Annotated in this window: 19 protein-coding genes and 1 pseudogene; 15 read left to right on the top strand and 5 right to left on the bottom strand. The window is 33.5% G+C overall.

Annotated elements, in window-relative coordinates; genetic code table 11:
* Positions 1–46: 46 nt before the first annotated feature.
* Together holA and PCY10_RS04580 are read left to right on the top strand one after the other, a co-directional pair.
* Positions 47–1,084, top strand: a complete 1,038-nt coding sequence (gene holA, locus PCY10_RS04585; protein ID WP_301558909.1) for a DNA polymerase III subunit delta — start codon at positions 47–49, stop codon at positions 1,082–1,084.
* A 70-nt stretch (positions 1,085–1,154) separates the two neighbouring features.
* On the top strand, positions 1,155–1,760 hold the full coding sequence (locus PCY10_RS04580) for a superoxide dismutase (protein WP_021002972.1): 606 nt from the start codon (positions 1,155–1,157) through the stop codon (positions 1,758–1,760).
* A gap of 72 nt (positions 1,761–1,832) precedes the next feature.
* Here PCY10_RS04580 and PCY10_RS04575 read toward each other — a convergent pair whose 3' ends face one another.
* Positions 1,833–2,207, bottom strand: a complete 375-nt coding sequence (locus PCY10_RS04575; RefSeq protein WP_041787483.1) for a hypothetical protein — start codon at positions 2,205–2,207, stop codon at positions 1,833–1,835.
* A 480-nt stretch (positions 2,208–2,687) separates the two neighbouring features.
* Between PCY10_RS04575 and PCY10_RS04570 the strand changes: the two genes are divergently transcribed.
* The 3 genes from PCY10_RS04570 to PCY10_RS04560 all read left to right on the top strand — a co-directional run bounded on the left by PCY10_RS04570 (position 2,688) and on the right by PCY10_RS04560 (position 6,459).
* The gene (locus tag PCY10_RS04570; protein WP_021002970.1) at positions 2,688–4,838 is read left to right on the top strand and encodes a peptide cleavage/export ABC transporter; all 2,151 of its coding nucleotides are present in this window, start codon (positions 2,688–2,690) and stop codon (positions 4,836–4,838) included.
* A 10-nt stretch (positions 4,839–4,848) separates the two neighbouring features.
* The gene (locus tag PCY10_RS04565; RefSeq protein WP_301558908.1) at positions 4,849–6,210 is read left to right on the top strand and encodes a bacteriocin secretion accessory protein; all 1,362 of its coding nucleotides are present in this window, start codon (positions 4,849–4,851) and stop codon (positions 6,208–6,210) included.
* A gap of 96 nt (positions 6,211–6,306) precedes the next feature.
* Complete coding sequence (locus PCY10_RS04560) at positions 6,307–6,459, top strand: ComC/BlpC family leader-containing pheromone/bacteriocin (protein WP_003073362.1); 153 nt, start codon at positions 6,307–6,309, stop codon at positions 6,457–6,459.
* Between the two features lie 80 nt (positions 6,460–6,539).
* Here the strand turns inward: PCY10_RS04560 and PCY10_RS04555 are convergent, their stop codons facing one another.
* From PCY10_RS04555 to PCY10_RS04540, 4 genes are all read right to left on the bottom strand, one after another.
* Complete coding sequence (locus PCY10_RS04555) at positions 6,540–7,856, bottom strand: sensor histidine kinase (RefSeq protein WP_021002968.1); 1,317 nt, start codon at positions 7,854–7,856, stop codon at positions 6,540–6,542.
* A 1-nt stretch (position 7,857) separates the two neighbouring features.
* On the bottom strand, positions 7,858–8,604 hold the full coding sequence (locus tag PCY10_RS04550) for a response regulator transcription factor (protein WP_041787711.1): 747 nt from the start codon (positions 8,602–8,604) through the stop codon (positions 7,858–7,860).
* A gap of 168 nt (positions 8,605–8,772) precedes the next feature.
* Positions 8,773–9,486, bottom strand: coding sequence for a CPBP family intramembrane glutamic endopeptidase (locus PCY10_RS04545; protein WP_021002966.1), 714 nt, complete (start codon positions 9,484–9,486; stop codon positions 8,773–8,775).
* 18 nt (positions 9,487–9,504) lie between these two features.
* Positions 9,505–9,684, bottom strand: a complete 180-nt coding sequence (locus PCY10_RS04540) for a hypothetical protein (protein WP_041787481.1) — start codon at positions 9,682–9,684, stop codon at positions 9,505–9,507.
* A gap of 244 nt (positions 9,685–9,928) precedes the next feature.
* Here PCY10_RS04540 and PCY10_RS04535 point away from each other — a divergent pair, with 244 nt between their 5' ends.
* From PCY10_RS04535 to PCY10_RS04490, 10 genes and pseudogenes are all read left to right on the top strand, one after another.
* Entirely contained in the window at positions 9,929–10,177 is a 249-nt protein-coding gene (locus tag PCY10_RS04535; protein WP_021002965.1) for a bacteriocin class II family protein, read from the top strand.
* A gap of 19 nt (positions 10,178–10,196) precedes the next feature.
* Positions 10,197–10,388, top strand: coding sequence for a class IIb bacteriocin, lactobin A/cerein 7B family (locus tag PCY10_RS04530; RefSeq protein ID WP_021002964.1), 192 nt, complete (start codon positions 10,197–10,199; stop codon positions 10,386–10,388).
* Between the two features lie 341 nt (positions 10,389–10,729).
* Positions 10,730–10,951, top strand: coding sequence for a Blp family class II bacteriocin (locus PCY10_RS04525; RefSeq protein ID WP_021002963.1), 222 nt, complete (start codon positions 10,730–10,732; stop codon positions 10,949–10,951).
* A gap of 676 nt (positions 10,952–11,627) precedes the next feature.
* Positions 11,628–11,948: a hypothetical protein gene (locus PCY10_RS04520; RefSeq protein ID WP_039677379.1), complete on the top strand. Its 321-nt coding sequence runs from the start codon at positions 11,628–11,630 to the stop codon at positions 11,946–11,948.
* Positions 11,949–11,955: 7 nt separating this feature from the next.
* Positions 11,956–12,174 (top strand): annotated as a pseudogene (locus PCY10_RS04515) (garvicin Q family class II bacteriocin).
* 66 nt (positions 12,175–12,240) lie between these two features.
* Positions 12,241–12,531 (top strand): bacteriocin immunity protein, encoded by a 291-nt coding sequence (locus PCY10_RS04510; protein WP_301558907.1) that lies wholly within the window; start codon positions 12,241–12,243, stop codon positions 12,529–12,531.
* Positions 12,532–12,681: 150 nt separating this feature from the next.
* Complete coding sequence (locus PCY10_RS04505; protein ID WP_301558906.1) at positions 12,682–13,002, top strand: hypothetical protein; 321 nt, start codon at positions 12,682–12,684, stop codon at positions 13,000–13,002.
* 229 nt (positions 13,003–13,231) lie between these two features.
* Positions 13,232–13,450: a Blp family class II bacteriocin gene (locus tag PCY10_RS04500; RefSeq protein ID WP_020998889.1), complete on the top strand. Its 219-nt coding sequence runs from the start codon at positions 13,232–13,234 to the stop codon at positions 13,448–13,450.
* Between the two features lie 455 nt (positions 13,451–13,905).
* Positions 13,906–14,952, top strand: a complete 1,047-nt coding sequence (locus tag PCY10_RS04495) for a thiol reductase thioredoxin (RefSeq protein ID WP_301558905.1) — start codon at positions 13,906–13,908, stop codon at positions 14,950–14,952.
* A gap of 104 nt (positions 14,953–15,056) precedes the next feature.
* Positions 15,057–16,118: a serine hydrolase gene (locus PCY10_RS04490; protein WP_020998887.1), complete on the top strand. Its 1,062-nt coding sequence runs from the start codon at positions 15,057–15,059 to the stop codon at positions 16,116–16,118.
* Positions 16,119–16,225 lie beyond the last annotated feature (107 nt).

Below are 16,225 nucleotides of genomic sequence, written 5' to 3'. Positions count from 1 at the left end.
CTTGTTTTCAAAGAGTTAAAATAAAGCTCACAAAAAGGAGGTCATTGTGTTAGCGATTGAAGAGTGCAAAGCTGTAAATCTGACAAATCTACCTAGTTTGACGATTTTGACTGGTGATGATACAGGACAATTTGAATGGATGAAATCACAATTTTTGCATCAAATTCAATATGATGTTGCAGATTTAAATGTAGCTTATTTCGATATGAAAGAATCTGCTTATCCAGATGTGGAGATCGATTTAGTGAGTTTGCCCTTCTTTTCCGAAGAGAAAATCGTTATTTTGGATCATCTTCTGGACATAACAACGGCTAAAAAGCGCTATTTGACAGATGAGGAATTAAAATCTTTTGAGCAATATTTGGAAAATCCTGCAGATACGACAAAATTAGTCATTTTTGCAGAAGGGAAGTTAGATAGTAAACGGCGAATTGTAAAATTGCTCAAGCGAGATGGTAAAATTTTTGAAGCAAGTGAGCCCAAAGAACAAGAATTGCGAACCTACTTTAGTAAGCTAGCTCAAGATCAAGGATTAGAATTTAGCTCACAGGTTTTCGAGGAATTACTTGTTAAATCCGGCTTTCATTTTAGCGAAATTAACAAAAATATTGCTTTTTTAAAAGAGTATAAGAAAGAAGGCGTGATTACAAGCGAGGATATTGCAGAAGCCATTCCGAAAACCTTGCAGGATAATATTTTTGACTTGACTCAGATGATTTTGCATCAAAAGGTGGACGCAGCGAGAAGTTTGGTACGAGATTTGACTTTGCAAGGTGAAGATGAAATCAAGCTGATTGCGATTATGTTGGGCCAGTTTCGTACATTTGCACAAGTGAAAATCCTCTTTGAAAATGGACGTAATGAAAGCCAGATTGTAGCAGAGTTGTCTAGTTATTTGGGACGAAAGGTGAATCCTTTTCAAATTAAATATGCCTTGCGTGATGTCCGCTCATTACCCTTGGAAGTTTTACAAAAGTCTCTCTCCTGCTTGATTGAAACAGATTATCAGATTAAATCAGGAGTTTACGAAAAAGGTTACTTATTTGACTTGGCTTTGTTAAAGATCATGACCCACAACTTATAAGCAAATAAGTTGAAAATTTTATAGGTCTACGTTATCATTTTCATATAAAATGAAAAAGAGGAACAAAACAATGGCAATTATTTTACCTGATCTACCTTATGCTTATGATGCTTTGGAACCATATATTGATGAAGAAACTATGCATTTGCATCATGACAAACATCATAATACCTATGTAACCAACGTGAATGCTGCACTGGCAAAACATCCTGAAATCGGCAAGGCTTTAGAACAACTTTTAGCTGATGTGGAGTCTATTCCAGTCGATATTCGTCAAGCGGTTATTAATAATGGTGGTGGACATTTGAATCATAGTCTTTTTTGGGAATTGATGACACCAGAAGAAACAGCACCATCAGCAGAATTAGCAGCAGACCTTGAAGCAACATTTGGTTCATTTGACAATTTCAAAACAGCCTTTACAACAGCTGCAACAACTCGTTTCGGTTCAGGCTGGGCTTGGCTAGTGGTAAACAAAGAAGGTAAGCTAGAAGTGATGTCAACTGCTAACCAAGATACGCCAATCTCTGAAGGAAAAACACCTATTTTGGGAATTGATGTTTGGGAGCATGCTTACTATGTGAAATATCGCAATGTTCGCCCAGACTACATTAAAGCTTTCTTTTCAGTTATCAACTGGAATAAGGTCAATGAATTGTACAAAGCAGCGAAATAAGACAACAAATTAGATAGAAAAAGACGAATCTGAAAAGGATTCGTCTTTTTCTGCTATCATATATCATAAAAATTACTTATAAATTCCAGCCAAATAAAACCAGATTTGCTCCTTGAGAAATTTTAGAGAACGATCATTGGTTCGATCAATGACGCCGAAAACAAGATAGTGATTTCTAAACAGCAATTCATAATCAATATGCTCTCCAATAAGGATAATCTTTCCCATTTTATCATATTTCCGGATTGTTTCAATTCTTTTGGTGGCATCTTCAAATGAGAAAAATTTGGATTGTACTACAAAATAAGTAGTCGGGCGAAAAGTTCGTTGCGCAGGATGCGTCAATCGCAGCTTTATTTTAAAGAATTGATGGACTGTTCGAAGATAGAGAGCCGTAAAATAGAGAGAAATAGAGCTAATAAAAGAATAAGGTTGAATTTGAATCATTATTTTTCCTCCTAGCTTATATCCTACCATATCAAATGAAAGATAACGGAGCAAATCCTGAACGGTATGTATAATGGCCTGAACAGCATTTTTGAACCATTCAGGCCATTATACATACCGTTTAAGATTTTTGTAATTTATTTAAAAATATTTTGAGATAATCATATTATAACGATGAAAGGGCTTATTCTATCAGATGATTATTTTAGATAAATTTTTCAGTCCGTCAGCCACAGTGCTATTAAGACTAGAAAAATTTCAAAATTGGGGAAATAGCAATGCCACAGCACTGTTTATTCTTTTTTTATCACTCAGCTATTTATTTATCCATTCTATTCCCATATTAAGTATTCTACTAACCAGCTTTGCTTTTAGTATGATGATAAGTTATGTTTTAATAGATGTTTATCTCAAATTACGTGTCTACTATTACCTACGTAAAAAATAATCCGAGTTTATTTTAGAAAGGAAATCATTGTTGTGAATGTTAAGAAAACATTTGTTCCTCAAATAGATGCAAGAGATTGCGGTGTCGCTGCGCTTGCTTCCATTGCAAAATACTATGGTTCAGACTACTCTCTTGCACATCTGAGAGAACTTGCTAAGACAAGTAAAGAAGGGACAACGGCTCTTGGAATTGTTCAAGCAGCGCAAGAAATAGGTTTTGAGACACGACCGATTCAAGGGGATATGTCTTTGTTTGATATGGAAGCTATTCCCTATCCTTTTATCGTTCATGTTCAGAAAAAAGGTAAACTCCCACATTATTATGTTATCTATAAAAATACGAAAAAAGGTCTGCTAGTTGGAGATCCTGATCCAAGTGTAAAAATAACCAAGATCTCAAAAGAAACATTTGCAACAGAATGGACTGGTGTTGCTATTTTTTTAGCACCAGAACCTAGCTATAAACCACATAAGGATAAGAAAAATGGTTTGATAAGCTTAATTCCTCTTATTTTTAAACAGAAAATGCTGGTCACCTATATTGTTTTAGCTAGTCTGCTTGTGACACTCATCAATATTGTTGGATCTTACTACCTACAAGGAATTTTAGACGAATACATTCCAAATCAAATGAGATCAACTCTTGGAATAGTGTCTATTGGTCTGATTATTACTTATATTTTGCAGCAAATGATGAGTTTTTCCAGAGATTACTTATTGATTGTACTTAGTCAGCGGCTGACCATTGATGTGATTTTATCATATATTCGACACATTTTTGAATTACCAATGTCTTTTTTTGCTACGAGACGCACTGGAGAGATTATTTCTCGTTTTACAGATGCTAATTCCATTATTGATGCTCTCGCTTCTACAATACTTTCACTCTTTCTTGACCTTTCTATTTTGATAATAGTAGGAGGGGTATTATTATTACAGAATACCAACCTTTTCTTCCTCACTCTGCTTGCTATTCCTATCTATACGGTGATTATTTTTGCTTTTATAAAGCCTTTTGAAAAAATGAATCATGACGTCATGCAAAGCAATTCCATGGTAAATTCTGCTATTATCGAAGATATTAATGGCATTGAAACCATTAAATCTTTAACAAGCGAAGAAGCTCGTTACCAAAAGATAGACAGCGAATTTGTAAATTATTTAGATAAATCTTTTACGCTTAGTAAATATTCTATTTTTCAAACAACCCTTAAACAAGGATTTCAATTAATTTTAAATGTGCTTATTTTATGGCTCGGTGCGCATTTAGTTATATCTGAGAAAATCTCAATTGGGCAGCTCATCACATTTACGGCTCTACTTTCTTATTTTACAAATTCTCTTGAAAGTATTATTAATCTGCAAACTAAGCTGCAGTCGGCTAAGGTTGCTAACAAGCGGTTGAATGAAGTTTATTTAGTAGAGTCTGAATTTAAAACTAAGCAAACACTTACAGAGAAAGGTTTCTTGGCTGGTGATATTACGTTCCATAATGTCTCCTATAAATACGGCTTCGGACGAGATACGTTATCGGATATTAACTTAACAATAAAAACAGGAGATAAGGTGAGCTTAGTCGGCATCAGTGGTTCGGGAAAGACAACACTTGCCAAAATGATGGTTCATTTTTATGAGCCTTATAAAGGGCAAATCCGTCTCAATGGAAATGACCTTAAAATGATTGATAAGAAGACACTTCGTCAATATATCAATTATTTACCACAACAAGCCTATATTTTTAGTGGTTCCATCTTAGAAAATCTTACATTAGGGACGAATCAAATATTTTCTCAAAAAGAGATTATTCGCGCTTGTGAAATTGCAGAAATTCGTTCGGATATTGAACAAATGCCTATGGGATATCAAACAGAATTGTCCGATGGAGCTGGTCTATCAGGTGGACAAAGGCAACGAATTGCTCTAGCACGCGCCCTCTTAACAAAGTCACCAATTCTTATTCTTGACGAAGCAACGAGCGGATTGGATGTTCTAACTGAGAAAAAGGTCATTGACAATCTGATGGGTTTAAAAGACAAAACGATTATTTTTGTTGCTCATCGTCTCAGCATTTCAAAGCGGACAAATCAGGTTATTGTTCTTGATAAAGGGCAGATTATTGAAACTGGATCCCACGCTGAATTGATGGAAAGACAAGGCTTTTATCATCATTTATTTAATAAATAAGGAGTGAATTATGAATCCCAATCTGTTTAAAAGTGCAGAATTTTATCATCGAAGATACCATAACTTTGTGACCGTTCTTATTCTTCCTTTGGTATTGTTCGTTCTATTTCTGGTTCTTTATTCTTTTATCGGTCAAAAGGAAGTGACTATCAAATCTATCGGTGAAATTACACCAACGAAAGTCATTGCTATGATCCAATCAAGCAGCAATAATACGATTTTGATTAACCATTTAGCTGAAAATAAGGCAGTCGTAAAAGGAGAGTTGTTGATTCAATATGCAAAAAATATGGAAGTCTCTCAACAAACAGCTATTAAAACTCAACTTGCAACTTATCAACGACAAAAAGCCTGTTTAGAAACACTCAAATCGAGTTTGCATCAAGGGACAAATCTTTTCTCGGGTAAAGATGAATTTGGCTATGCCAATACTTTTAACAATTTTATCAAACAATCACAAGACCTATCACTAGGAATTTCAAAAAGCAATACTGAAGTCGGTAAACAAGCTTCTTTGGCTAACAACACAATTGCTGCGATTGATCAGCAAATCAATGATTTAACAAAACAGATAAATGATTATCGTGGACTGCATCAGGCCATCTCGGAGAATGCTTCGCATTTACCCAAGAGTAATCCACATCAAACAACATTCAACATGTATAAAAAACAATATCAAGCTAATCCTGATGCCGCCCTCACAAATCAGTATTTGTCTCAAATTAACACCAATATATCCAATCTAAAATCTTCCATTGCTAATCTAAAGATTCAAAAAGCTGGTACTGGAACTGCGGCGACTTACGACAATAGTCTTTCTACAAAAATTGAAGTGCTCCGCACACAATTTATCCAAACGGCTGACCAACAGTTAGCAACCCTTATAACGCAAATCACTGATTTACAAAATCAATTGAATCAAGCAAATGTACAGCTTCAAAACAATAGATTAGTCGCTCCTGAAACAGGTGTTCTGCATATTAGTGAAAGGTTAAAAGGGAACAACTTATTACCTAAAGGAACTGAAATTGCCCAAATCTATCCAGATATTACCAAAACAAACGAAGTCCTTATCACTTATTATGTACCTTCAGCTTATATGACCAATCTAAAAAAAGGACAAACTACTCGTCTAACTTTAGAAAAAATTGGAAAGCAGTCCATCACCATTATCGGAAATATCAATAAAATTGATACTTCCGCTACTGAAACAAAACAAGGAAACCTTTTTAAAGTAACTGCCAAAGCTAAAATTTCTAAGTCCAATGGACAAGTTATCAAGTATGGCCTACAAGGAAGAGTCACCATTGTCATTGCGAAAAAATCATTCTTTAATTACTATAAAGATAAATTGTTGAATAATATCGAATGACCATTTAGGACAAAATCACTACCATTTAAGATTTAACAATTGATTATTTAACAAGTCGGGTTATAATAATACATGTATCAAAAGGGAGGTTCTATTATGGACAAAAAACAAACATTGGATCATTTTCGTACACTCACAAGTCAAGAACTTGAACAAGTCGTCGGTGGCGGCTGGTTGGAAGACTTGCTAAAACATTTTTCAGGATATAATAGTTTAACAAAGGGAGATTCAAATAATACATTAGGCTAAAAATACAAATAACCTCATTGGGCTTAACAAAGCGATGAGGTTATTTGTATATGTACGATTTTCAATTCTTTATTGTAACTCTAATTCAGATGAATCTCAAGGATGTGCTGAAAGCAGTGATTCTGGCTAGTACTAGCAAGTGAAACATTTGGATATCGATCCAGAATTGCTAAGACATTTGATAATCCAATTCCTCGCCCAGATCCTTTAGAACTAACTCCCGCATCAAAAATATAAGACATGTCTATATGCTCTTCTTTTATAGCATTTTCAATGGAGAATACCTGCTTGTTTCCTGACAAAACATAAGCAATCGTCATAGTTGGAGCAGCAGCTTCAATCGCATTATCACACAAAATGGAGACAATGGTGATAAAGTCAACTAATTCCATTCCTTGTGGACAAATATCTTCTGGAACCTCCAATGAAACGGATACATTATGCTCTTGAGCTTGTGCAAATTTAGCAGCTAGCAGGCTTTTTAAGGCATCGTTTTTGATATGGACTAACCGTCCAATATCATACTTGGGATTGCGAAAACGCTTATTGGAATCTTTCAAAACAGAATGATAAACATTCTTTACAATGCCTATATCATTTTGCTCAATTCCTAATTTCAAGGTTGTTAAAATATTTGCGTAATCATGCCGAAAGCTCCGAACTTCTGTGTACAATTCCTCAATGTGATGACTGTAGTTTTCCAAGTTTTTTAACTGTAAATCTTTTTGAAGCATTAAATCACTTTGGATTCTCTCCCGTAAATGAAGGTCCAGTCGGTTAGTAATAATCAAAAAGAATACTAGATAAATAATAACCAATGCTTCTCTAACAAAAAGAGTTGTTGTAAATTTAGTGTATTCTATATACGCCAATAGTTGGAGAATGATATAGTACAATACCATACTCACATTTGTGATAACAAGAATTCTTTTGTCTTTATAATTTATAGATTGGTCCGCTAAACTATGAAACTGATATTGATTTCCTTTTAGAAATAAAAATGCTATCACTGATGTAAAAATAGAGAGAAGTCTATTTCCCAGTAAGCTAGCATTTAGTATGTTTACACTAACTCCAAACAAAGGAAGAATAAAAATTCCTATTAAGCGATGTAAAATATTAATTAAAGTAATAGGAAAAAGTGCATAAAATATTTTTAAGGTAGTACTTCCTTCTTTTCCAAGTATCCACGAAATCACAATAAAATAAATTGGATGAATTAAATAATTTATAAAATTTTCAGGGGTAGACATTAACAAAATACCTATAATAAAATTGCCTAATATTATAGAAATATAGGTTAATATATTGAACTCCTTTCCGCTGATTAATGAATATAAAATAGGTACACAAGCCATCTCTGATATAATTACAAAAAGTTGTAATAGTATATACATATCATTCCCTCCAGTGCAGGGCTGCAATAGCTTCTGTTAACCCTTTTATTTTTGATCTAGAAACAAGACAAGTAGCACCATTCTGGAAGTGAAGGATATGATTTACTTTATCCACTTGATGAACATTAGCTGGGTTAACAACAAAGGAACGATGACATTGGTAGAACCGTTTTTCTTTTTTTAACATATCTGAAAGATTGGCAGTAAATTCCGTACGCCCTCTATGTGTGTAAAGTACTAAACGGTGAGGACGAGAGGAAGTTTCAATGTAAAGAATATCTTTAAACGGCACTTGTATTTGTGTATGAGGTGTTTCAAAGAGAAGAGAATCGTCTGCCAGGCCTTTGCCTGTTAGGTTTTCAGTATGTAGCAGCGCAGTTTCGATCCGTTTTTTCAAAGCTTCTTTTGATAACGATTTGTCAAGATAGTCAAGGGCGCCGACTTGCAGTTTAAACGCTGCCGGCATCAATTCAGAGTGACTGGTTACAAAGACAATAATGGCATAAGGATCTATCTCGCGTATCTTTTTGGCGACGTCTAAGCCCTTTTTTTCTTCAGTTTTGATTTCAATATCCAAAAAGAAAACCTGATGGCTTCCTTTCTCAGATATGGCTTCTAGTAATTGTTTAGGTTTTCCAAAAACTTCAAAATGGTGATATTGAAGACGATGTTTTTCGATAATTTCTTCAACAATAGTCTCCATATAATATTGTTGAGTAAGATCATCTTCTAAAATAAAAATATTCATTTTCATAATGTTCCCGATTGATAAAATATGTAAGAATTATGTGTAATTCTAGTATTTATTATATAAAAAGGATTGGAAGTTCACAAGAACAAAATATAAAAATATTCGATAGATTTAAAAAATAAACAAACTGATAACACTTTATAGCTATCAGTTTGTTTTTGCTTACTAAAAAAAGAAATGAAAATAAATCCAATTATAAAGGATATACCAGATAGAGGCTATGAAAGTATATAAATTCCATGATACATGAAAGAGAATCTGAAGTCGGATGTTTTGACTATAACGGTAAAATAGAGATAGTGCCAATCCACTTAAAAAGTAAAAACTGAGATTGACCCAGTCTCTCTGAAGCAAGATCATGTGTCCTAACGTAAATAGACTAGCAGAAAGCAAGACGTCTAAATAATAGTTTGAATTGGTAAAGAACCGAGACATGACATACCCTCGATAAAAAAGTTCTTCTATAATTGGACTAATCAATACCGTTATGAGAATACTACAAATATCAAAAATTTTTCCTCCACTCCAGATACCAACCTTACTGTAAAGTTTGGTATTCATAGTCGTTCGCGCCATATATTGCACCAAGTCTTTCCTTATGTCTGCCAATAAGAAAAAGATGAACAGTAAAGCAAGAAAAGCTGCGATATCACGTTTACGGTTTTTCTTCCTTTTAAAAATAGAGGATAAATCTGCTCGTTTCAAGAGATAAAGAATGAAGAACAGCATTAACATCTCTTGAATCAACACCATAACACCAACTGCTGCCAAATTCCACTGAAACAAAATAGCAATATGAAGGGCTAAAGTTTCTGGAAGACCTGCCAGTAAAATAGTAAAAAGTATTATAAAAATGAGTGAAAATGCTAATTTCTTCATCGTATCTCCTATTTTGAATTATGGAAGAATGCCATATGCCCATGCAGTCATACGTGCATGTAAAGCTTGTGGGCTTAATGCTTGACTATAATATGGTGGGGGTGGAAATTCACCACGATAAGCTTCAAAAGTGTATCCACCACCGTTATAGCTCGCTAAATCTTGCTCAGATAGTTCAATAAATGTGTTATGATTCATAAAAGTTTCTCTTTTCTATAAATTATTTTTGTAACGTTACATCCTCATTCTACAAAATTTTTCCTAAAAATTTTGCAAAAAATCCTGAATGGTACTTCTGACGTCCTGAATGGTATTTTTAACCATTTAGGACGTCAGAAGTATCATTCAGGATTTGCAGATTTATAAAATATGTTATAGGCTATACTAGATTCGTCAGGTTGCAACAGGATAAAAATATGAAAATAAAAAGGAGGTATTCATCATGAATACAAAAACATTGGAAAAATATGAAGTACTGAACTCTGAAATGCTGGCAAGTGTTGAAGGGGGATATAACACTTCCGATTGCTTAAAAGATTATGGAAAAGGATTTTTATCTGGCACAGCAGCAGGTGCTGCATGGGGATCAATAGCAGGAGGAATAGGAGCCCTTCCAGGAGCTTTTGTAGGTGCTCATGTAGGTATAATTGGTGGTGGTCTTGCATGTATTGGTAACATGTTAGGAAAATAAGAAGTTAGGAAAAAATAAAATGGATAAACAATTTGGATTTAAATCACTCTCTGAAGCGCAATTAACAGAAATTAATGGCGGAAAAATTAATTGGGGTGGTGTAGTTGGTCATTGTATTGGTGGAGGTATCATCGGTTCATTTGGTGGCGCTGCGGGTGCATTTAGTGGATGTGTTATTGGTGCAGGTTCAGCTATAATAGATGGATTATGATAAAATTATTACTAATTAGTTTATTATATTTACTGGTTCTTTTGATAACATATTTTGTAACTTCACATAAGAAATTTATTATCATTCTTTCATTTCTATCAGTATCCTATTTATGGTATGTTTTCGTTCATATTTTAAATTTTTAAGAAAATTTATCATTTGATATTGAAATTATCGACAGGAAAACAATTCATTTGTTTTCCTGCTTCTTACTTTTTACCATTCAGAACATGAGAGCTACCATTCAGGATTTGTAGATTTATAAAATATGTCATATGGTATACTAGGTTTGTGAAGTTGCAACAGGTTGAAATTATTAAAATAAAAAGGAGATATTTATCATGAATACAAACTCACTCGAAAAATTTGAAGTACTGAACTCTGAAATGCTGGCAAGTGTTGAAGGGGGAAAGAGACCAGGAGGAGCACCTGTTACAGGTATGACACAAGCACATTATACTTGTTTAGCCGCAACATGGGGAGCGACATTTGGAGGAATGTTAGCTCCGATTAGTTTAATAGGTAGCGTTCCGGGAGTATTAGCTGCATGTAGTGGTTTATAGTACAAACTAATAAAGAGGATAGACATAATGACCTATTTAAAGAAGCTACAATTATGTATTTTGTGTGGCTTGATAGGAGCCATGTTATTAGATTATTGGGCACATGATTTAAAGCAGCTTTATGCGATTATTTTAACTTATGCAGTGAGTTCAGTCTATATTTTTATCTGTATAAAAATATTGAAACTGAATAATAAAGTTACTTTGATATCTGCTATTACTTTGTCAGCTATAGTGATGTTTATTTTTCTACATGTTTTACCCCAGTTTACTATGTGACAAATTGAGTTTTATGTAATATTTTATCAAAAAATAGGCACGGTTTTTCAGAAAAAAGGTTCTAAGTGATTCGTTATTTAGAACCTTTGGTTTTTTGGTAGACTATTTTAAGATTTATACCATTCAAGATTTGGACAGCTACAAAGATAAAAATGTTATATCAAGTTTATTAGATTGAAATAGAACAAAGTGAGCTAAAAAATAGGTATTATGATGAATATAAAAATATTAGAAAAATTTGAAGTGTTGAATTCTGAAATTCTTGCAAATTTGGTAGAGCTAGTTATTAGGGAAACAATTTATTTGTTAAGGAGGTTAAAAGGGGATAAATATGAAGAATACACAGAGAGCAATAATAACAATGCTGATATCTATTATATTAATTACTATAGTAGGAATGTATTTTAAAATTAAAGTGATTAACATACTAAACCTTGGTCTCTCTAGTTTGGTATTAGAAATATTAATTCATTATTTTGCATACAAACAGAATAGACCTGAAATTACTTTATCAAAAACTTTTGATTTATACAAAAAGTTTGTTAAAAAAACATTGCTGATCTTTATTGTTATAATTACATTTGTTGGTTATAAAATTTTCTTCTCAGATATTCCTAATATTTTGTCCTTTTTCTATTGTCATATTATTGTTGTGTTTTATACTGTTGGTTATATTTTGTGTTTAAATAATAATATATTAAAAAATGAAAGAGAGTGAGAATTTTATGTTAAATCTAAAAGGTGAAGTTGTAAATGAGCTATCAGATGTTCAGCTTTCCGAAATTAGTGGTGGAGGTTCAGGATATTGAAAGCCTGTTATGGTAGGAGCAAATGGTTATGCATGTCGCTATAGTAATGGTCGATGAGATTATAAAGTTACTAAAGGAATATTTCAAGCAACTACAGATGTTATTGTTAAAGGCTGGGCAGAATATGGTCCGTAGATTCCAAGACATTAACAAGTCTTTTAAAAGCGAATATAAAAATTAGATTGTTTTAGGAGTAATATTATGGGAACTTTAAGATGGTTTGCTGGTGGGCAGGAAAGAAGAGGACGAGCAATTTTTCTTATCAACCAAATGTTTTCTGAATTTGATAGTAAAAACGCGAATCCACTATATCAAGTGCTGGATTCTTATCGAACAGAATTGAAGTTTGATGAGACATCTACACCTTATATATTGAATCGTATAAATATTGATATTTCTAAAGTACTTTTAAACAATAATATACGACTGTCAAGTACTGAATCAAGTCAGTTAAAGGAGCTGAGGGCTTTGTCTCATATTAGAATAATCTAGGTATTTGTGTGGATTGATAATTAGCTTCTATTAAGACCACTGAAAAGATTGGTACTGGACATGGTATAATAAAAGTGGACACAAAATTGTGTGGAAAATAGGAGAGTAGCATATCAAGAAAGATTTTCGATAACATCTGGGAGGGTGTAAATGAAAGCGATTTATAAAAATAAAATAGCTGATGTTTGGAAAATTAGCAGAGAAGCTGAACAACCTGATTGGGTGAAAGAAGCGTTTGCTAAAAATTACTTGTATTGGTTGGATGATCATCTTCGGATTTTAATGGCAGGATTAAATCCTTCTACTGTGGAGAATTTGAAAATTGGTGCGATTGGAACAGCAGGTGGTGGATTTGCTGGTTATGGTATGTATATATTGGGCTATATTGGTGATTATTTGGATATAAGCAATCATCGGGTAGTTTCTCAAAAAACATTTGAAAAAGAATACCGTATTCAAGAGAGTTTGTAGATAAATAAATTGATTTTTCTGACCACTTTTATAGCATTTCTAAAAAGGCTCTAAGTTATAATTCACTTAGAGTCTTTGATTTTTAGCAGACCAATTTGGAACAATCACTATTCAGGACGTCAGAAGTACTATTCAGGATTTGCAGATTTATAAAATATGTCGTGTGCTATACTAAGTTTATTAAGTTGCAACAGGTTGAAATTATTAAAATAAAAAACAGGTATTCATCATGAAAACAAAAACATTGGAAAAATTTGAAGCACTGAACTCTGAAATGCTGGCACGTGTTAAAGGAGGAGGTTGTAATTGGGGTGATTTTGCAAAATTGGGTATTGCTGGTGGTGCGGGTAATGGATTGAGATTAGGAATCAAGACCAGAACATGGCAAGGAGTAGTTGCAGGAGCTATTATTGGTGGAGTTGGTTATGGAGCTACTTGTTGGTGGTAAGTGAAATGGGGGAATAAATGTTTGATATAAAAAGTTTCGCACTAGGTTTTATCACTATGATGATATTAACTTGGTTAGATAAACCAATTATTTACTTTCTGGATAAATGTAAGAAAATCTCAAAAAAATAAGATGATGATGAAATTTTTACTAATTAGTTTATTATATTTACTGGTTCTCTTGATAATATATTTTGTAACTTCACATAAGAAATTTATTATCATTCTTTCATTTCTATCAGTATCCTATTTGTGGTAGTATATTTTCGTTCATATTTTAAATATTTAAGAAAATTTATCATTTGATATTGAAAATTATCGACAGGAAGACAGCTTGTTTGTTTTCCTGTTTCTTACTTTTTACCATTCAGGCTATCAGATCTACCATTTAGGATTTTTGAAAATGAAACCGAGATAGTTGTATTATACTGTAAATAGAACATAAAGGAGTTTAAAATGATGAAAAAACAATTGCTAAAATCACTTTTATTTAGTTCGATGCTATTGCTTGCTTTTGGAAATGACATGGTTTTTGCTGATGGAGTTCATAGGGAGGAGCAACGCCCAGATACAACTGAAATAGTGTCTGAAGCTTCGACAGCAGCTGTTGTTAAAAATGACGCAAATCAAGGCTCAATTGTAACAGATACAAAACCTGTAAGTATGCCAGAGTCAAAGGAAGATACAGTTGTAGAAAAGGAAAACTTGACAAACAATAAATCTGCTTCTACTTCAGATAAAACCTCTGCAACAAATGGTATTCCAAATTCTCAAGAATCAAAAGAGGTTGCTATTGCTACTTATCGTGAGAATATAGCTGAACTTCCTAAGGCTACGATAAAAGATGTTTATTCAGCTTTTACTTCGGATAATAAAGAACATACGATTTATGTAGGACGAGAAACTTGTTATTTTTGTCGACAATTTTCTCCTGAACTAAAAAAGTTTAATCAATTAACAGGTGGAAAATTAGAATACTATAATACAGATGGTGAAGATTTTGATGAACATGCAAAAGAATTTTTATTTAATACAGTTGGTATTCCTGGTACCCCAACGATACTCTATCTTAAAAATGGTACATTAACTTCTGGTTGGGTCGGTGGAGGTATCACTGCTCAAGAACTCTATGATTATCTGTATTTTCATAAAGCACCGGCAGGCAAAAAGCAAGAAGATAACCCTCAACATCAAGAGAATAAAAATGACAAAAAAGTTAAACAAAGCCAAGCACCAGCTTCTATTGACTTAAAAAACAATGAGGAATCTTTACCAAAAGACGTTAGTGTCAGTTCAGAGTCAAATAAAGAAGATGCTAGGAATCAAAATTTAACGCCATTAACAAATAGGCAAATTAAATATACTCAAAATAACATGCAATTTCCCAAGACTGGCATCAAAAAGAGTAAAGGATTATTCCGATTTGGGTTGGCAATGGTTCTTCTTACATTATCATTTTATCTAGGGATGAGAAAAGGATTGAATGATAGAAAACGCTATTGAATCATCATTGGTAAGAATTAAAAACGGATGATGATTCTGTTCATTCCATCTTGTCAAATGTCCATTCTTCCTATATAATGAGGTATATAAGTTAGGAGGAGTATGTGAGTAAAAAGACAACAATTTTTTGTTTGATTAGTTGCTTTATGATGTGTGGTGTATTAGTGTCAAGTGCTGTGTACTTTGGTCAAGCTAGAAAGCCACATCATACAAGGGTTGCTACAAGTTACACTGTTAGTGCTAGTCAAGAAAAGACGAGAAGCTCCTCAAAAGAGTCAATATCATCTACTCGGGTCTCGTCAAAGAGTATGGAAGAAAAACAGACGGTTATGGAAGCTGATCTACCTGTAATGGGAACCTATGGTTTGTATTATGATTATGCTCATCTAAATTTGGTTCAAGTTGTACAGGCATATCTAGATGAAATGGGAATAGATCATTCACATGTTGCGTTTTCTTATAAGGATTTAACGAGTGGTCAAACTTATGCTATGAATGAAACACAACCGATGACAGCTGGCTCAACTTATAAATTACCGTTAAATATGTTAGTTGTTGATGAGGTAGAAAAAGGAAATTTATCGATGACTGAGCGATTTGATATTACACATACTCGCTATGAATATATCGGTGAACACAATAATTATGTAGCGGCGTTTAATGGGACGATGAGCATTCCTGAGATGCAGAAATATTCTCTTCTATATTCGGAAAATACACCAGCCTATGCTCTAGCTGAGCGCTTAGGTGGTTTGGATAAAGTTTACGCGATGTATCAGCGCTATGGAAAAGGCAAGGGGGAAGTTGAGACGATCAACCAACAAAATCAAACCACGACTGACTATTATATTCAGGTTTTGGATTACCTTTGGAAACATCAGGAAAAGTATAAAGATCTTTTGTATTATATTGGTGAATCTTTTCCAAACGAATACTATAAACGGTATGTAAGAGATATTCCAATTTATCAAAAGCCAGGTTACGTTGCAGAAGCTCTGAATATAGACGCAATTGTATGTGAGACAAAGCCTTATTTGATTGCCCTTTATACGGCAGGTCTAGGGGGGACGACTTCCGAAAGCAATGAGATTAGCGGTGTTGGTATTACACAAGTTGGGCAATTAGCTTATGTTATCAATGAATGGCATCGTGTGAATATGAATTAAAATATATAGATTTAGATATCAAAAACTGTGGCAAAAGGATAGAATTTCATTAAAAATGTAAGGGCTCTCTTTTAGAGGAGGGCCTTTTATGTTATAATTAAGAATAG

Origin of the sequence: Streptococcus sp. SI1 (assembly GCF_030439945.1) — a bacterium.
Taxonomy (GTDB): Bacteria; Bacillota; Bacilli; order Lactobacillales; family Streptococcaceae; genus Streptococcus; species Streptococcus intermedius.
The sequence above is the reverse complement of the archived record's forward strand: the minus strand, read 5'-3'. Positions and strand labels throughout refer to the sequence as shown.

Bases quoted from the DNA above. Each gene is read 5' to 3' on its own strand.
- PCY10_RS04580 (WP_021002972.1), top strand. From the start codon at position 1,155: ATGGCAATTATTTTACCTGATCTACCTTATGCTTATGATGCTTTGGAA.
- PCY10_RS04575 (WP_041787483.1), bottom strand. From the start codon at position 2,207: ATGATTCAAATTCAACCTTATTCTTTTATTAGCTCTATTTCTCTCTAT.
- PCY10_RS04565 (WP_301558908.1), top strand. From the start codon at position 4,849: ATGAATCCCAATCTGTTTAAAAGTGCAGAATTTTATCATCGAAGATAC.
- PCY10_RS04560 (WP_003073362.1), top strand. From the start codon at position 6,307: ATGGACAAAAAACAAACATTGGATCATTTTCGTACACTCACAAGTCAA.
- PCY10_RS04555 (WP_021002968.1), bottom strand. From the start codon at position 7,856: ATGTATATACTATTACAACTTTTTGTAATTATATCAGAGATGGCTTGT.
- PCY10_RS04550 (WP_041787711.1), bottom strand. From the start codon at position 8,604: ATGAATATTTTTATTTTAGAAGATGATCTTACTCAACAATATTATATG.
- PCY10_RS04545 (WP_021002966.1), bottom strand. From the start codon at position 9,486: ATGAAGAAATTAGCATTTTCACTCATTTTTATAATACTTTTTACTATT.
- PCY10_RS04540 (WP_041787481.1), bottom strand. From the start codon at position 9,684: ATGAATCATAACACATTTATTGAACTATCTGAGCAAGATTTAGCGAGC.
- PCY10_RS04535 (WP_021002965.1), top strand. From the start codon at position 9,929: ATGAATACAAAAACATTGGAAAAATATGAAGTACTGAACTCTGAAATG.
- PCY10_RS04530 (WP_021002964.1), top strand. From the start codon at position 10,197: ATGGATAAACAATTTGGATTTAAATCACTCTCTGAAGCGCAATTAACA.
- PCY10_RS04525 (WP_021002963.1), top strand. From the start codon at position 10,730: ATGAATACAAACTCACTCGAAAAATTTGAAGTACTGAACTCTGAAATG.
- PCY10_RS04520 (WP_039677379.1), top strand. From the start codon at position 11,628: ATGTATTTTAAAATTAAAGTGATTAACATACTAAACCTTGGTCTCTCT.
- PCY10_RS04510 (WP_301558907.1), top strand. From the start codon at position 12,241: ATGGGAACTTTAAGATGGTTTGCTGGTGGGCAGGAAAGAAGAGGACGA.
- PCY10_RS04505 (WP_301558906.1), top strand. From the start codon at position 12,682: ATGAAAGCGATTTATAAAAATAAAATAGCTGATGTTTGGAAAATTAGC.
- PCY10_RS04500 (WP_020998889.1), top strand. From the start codon at position 13,232: ATGAAAACAAAAACATTGGAAAAATTTGAAGCACTGAACTCTGAAATG.
- PCY10_RS04495 (WP_301558905.1), top strand. From the start codon at position 13,906: ATGATGAAAAAACAATTGCTAAAATCACTTTTATTTAGTTCGATGCTA.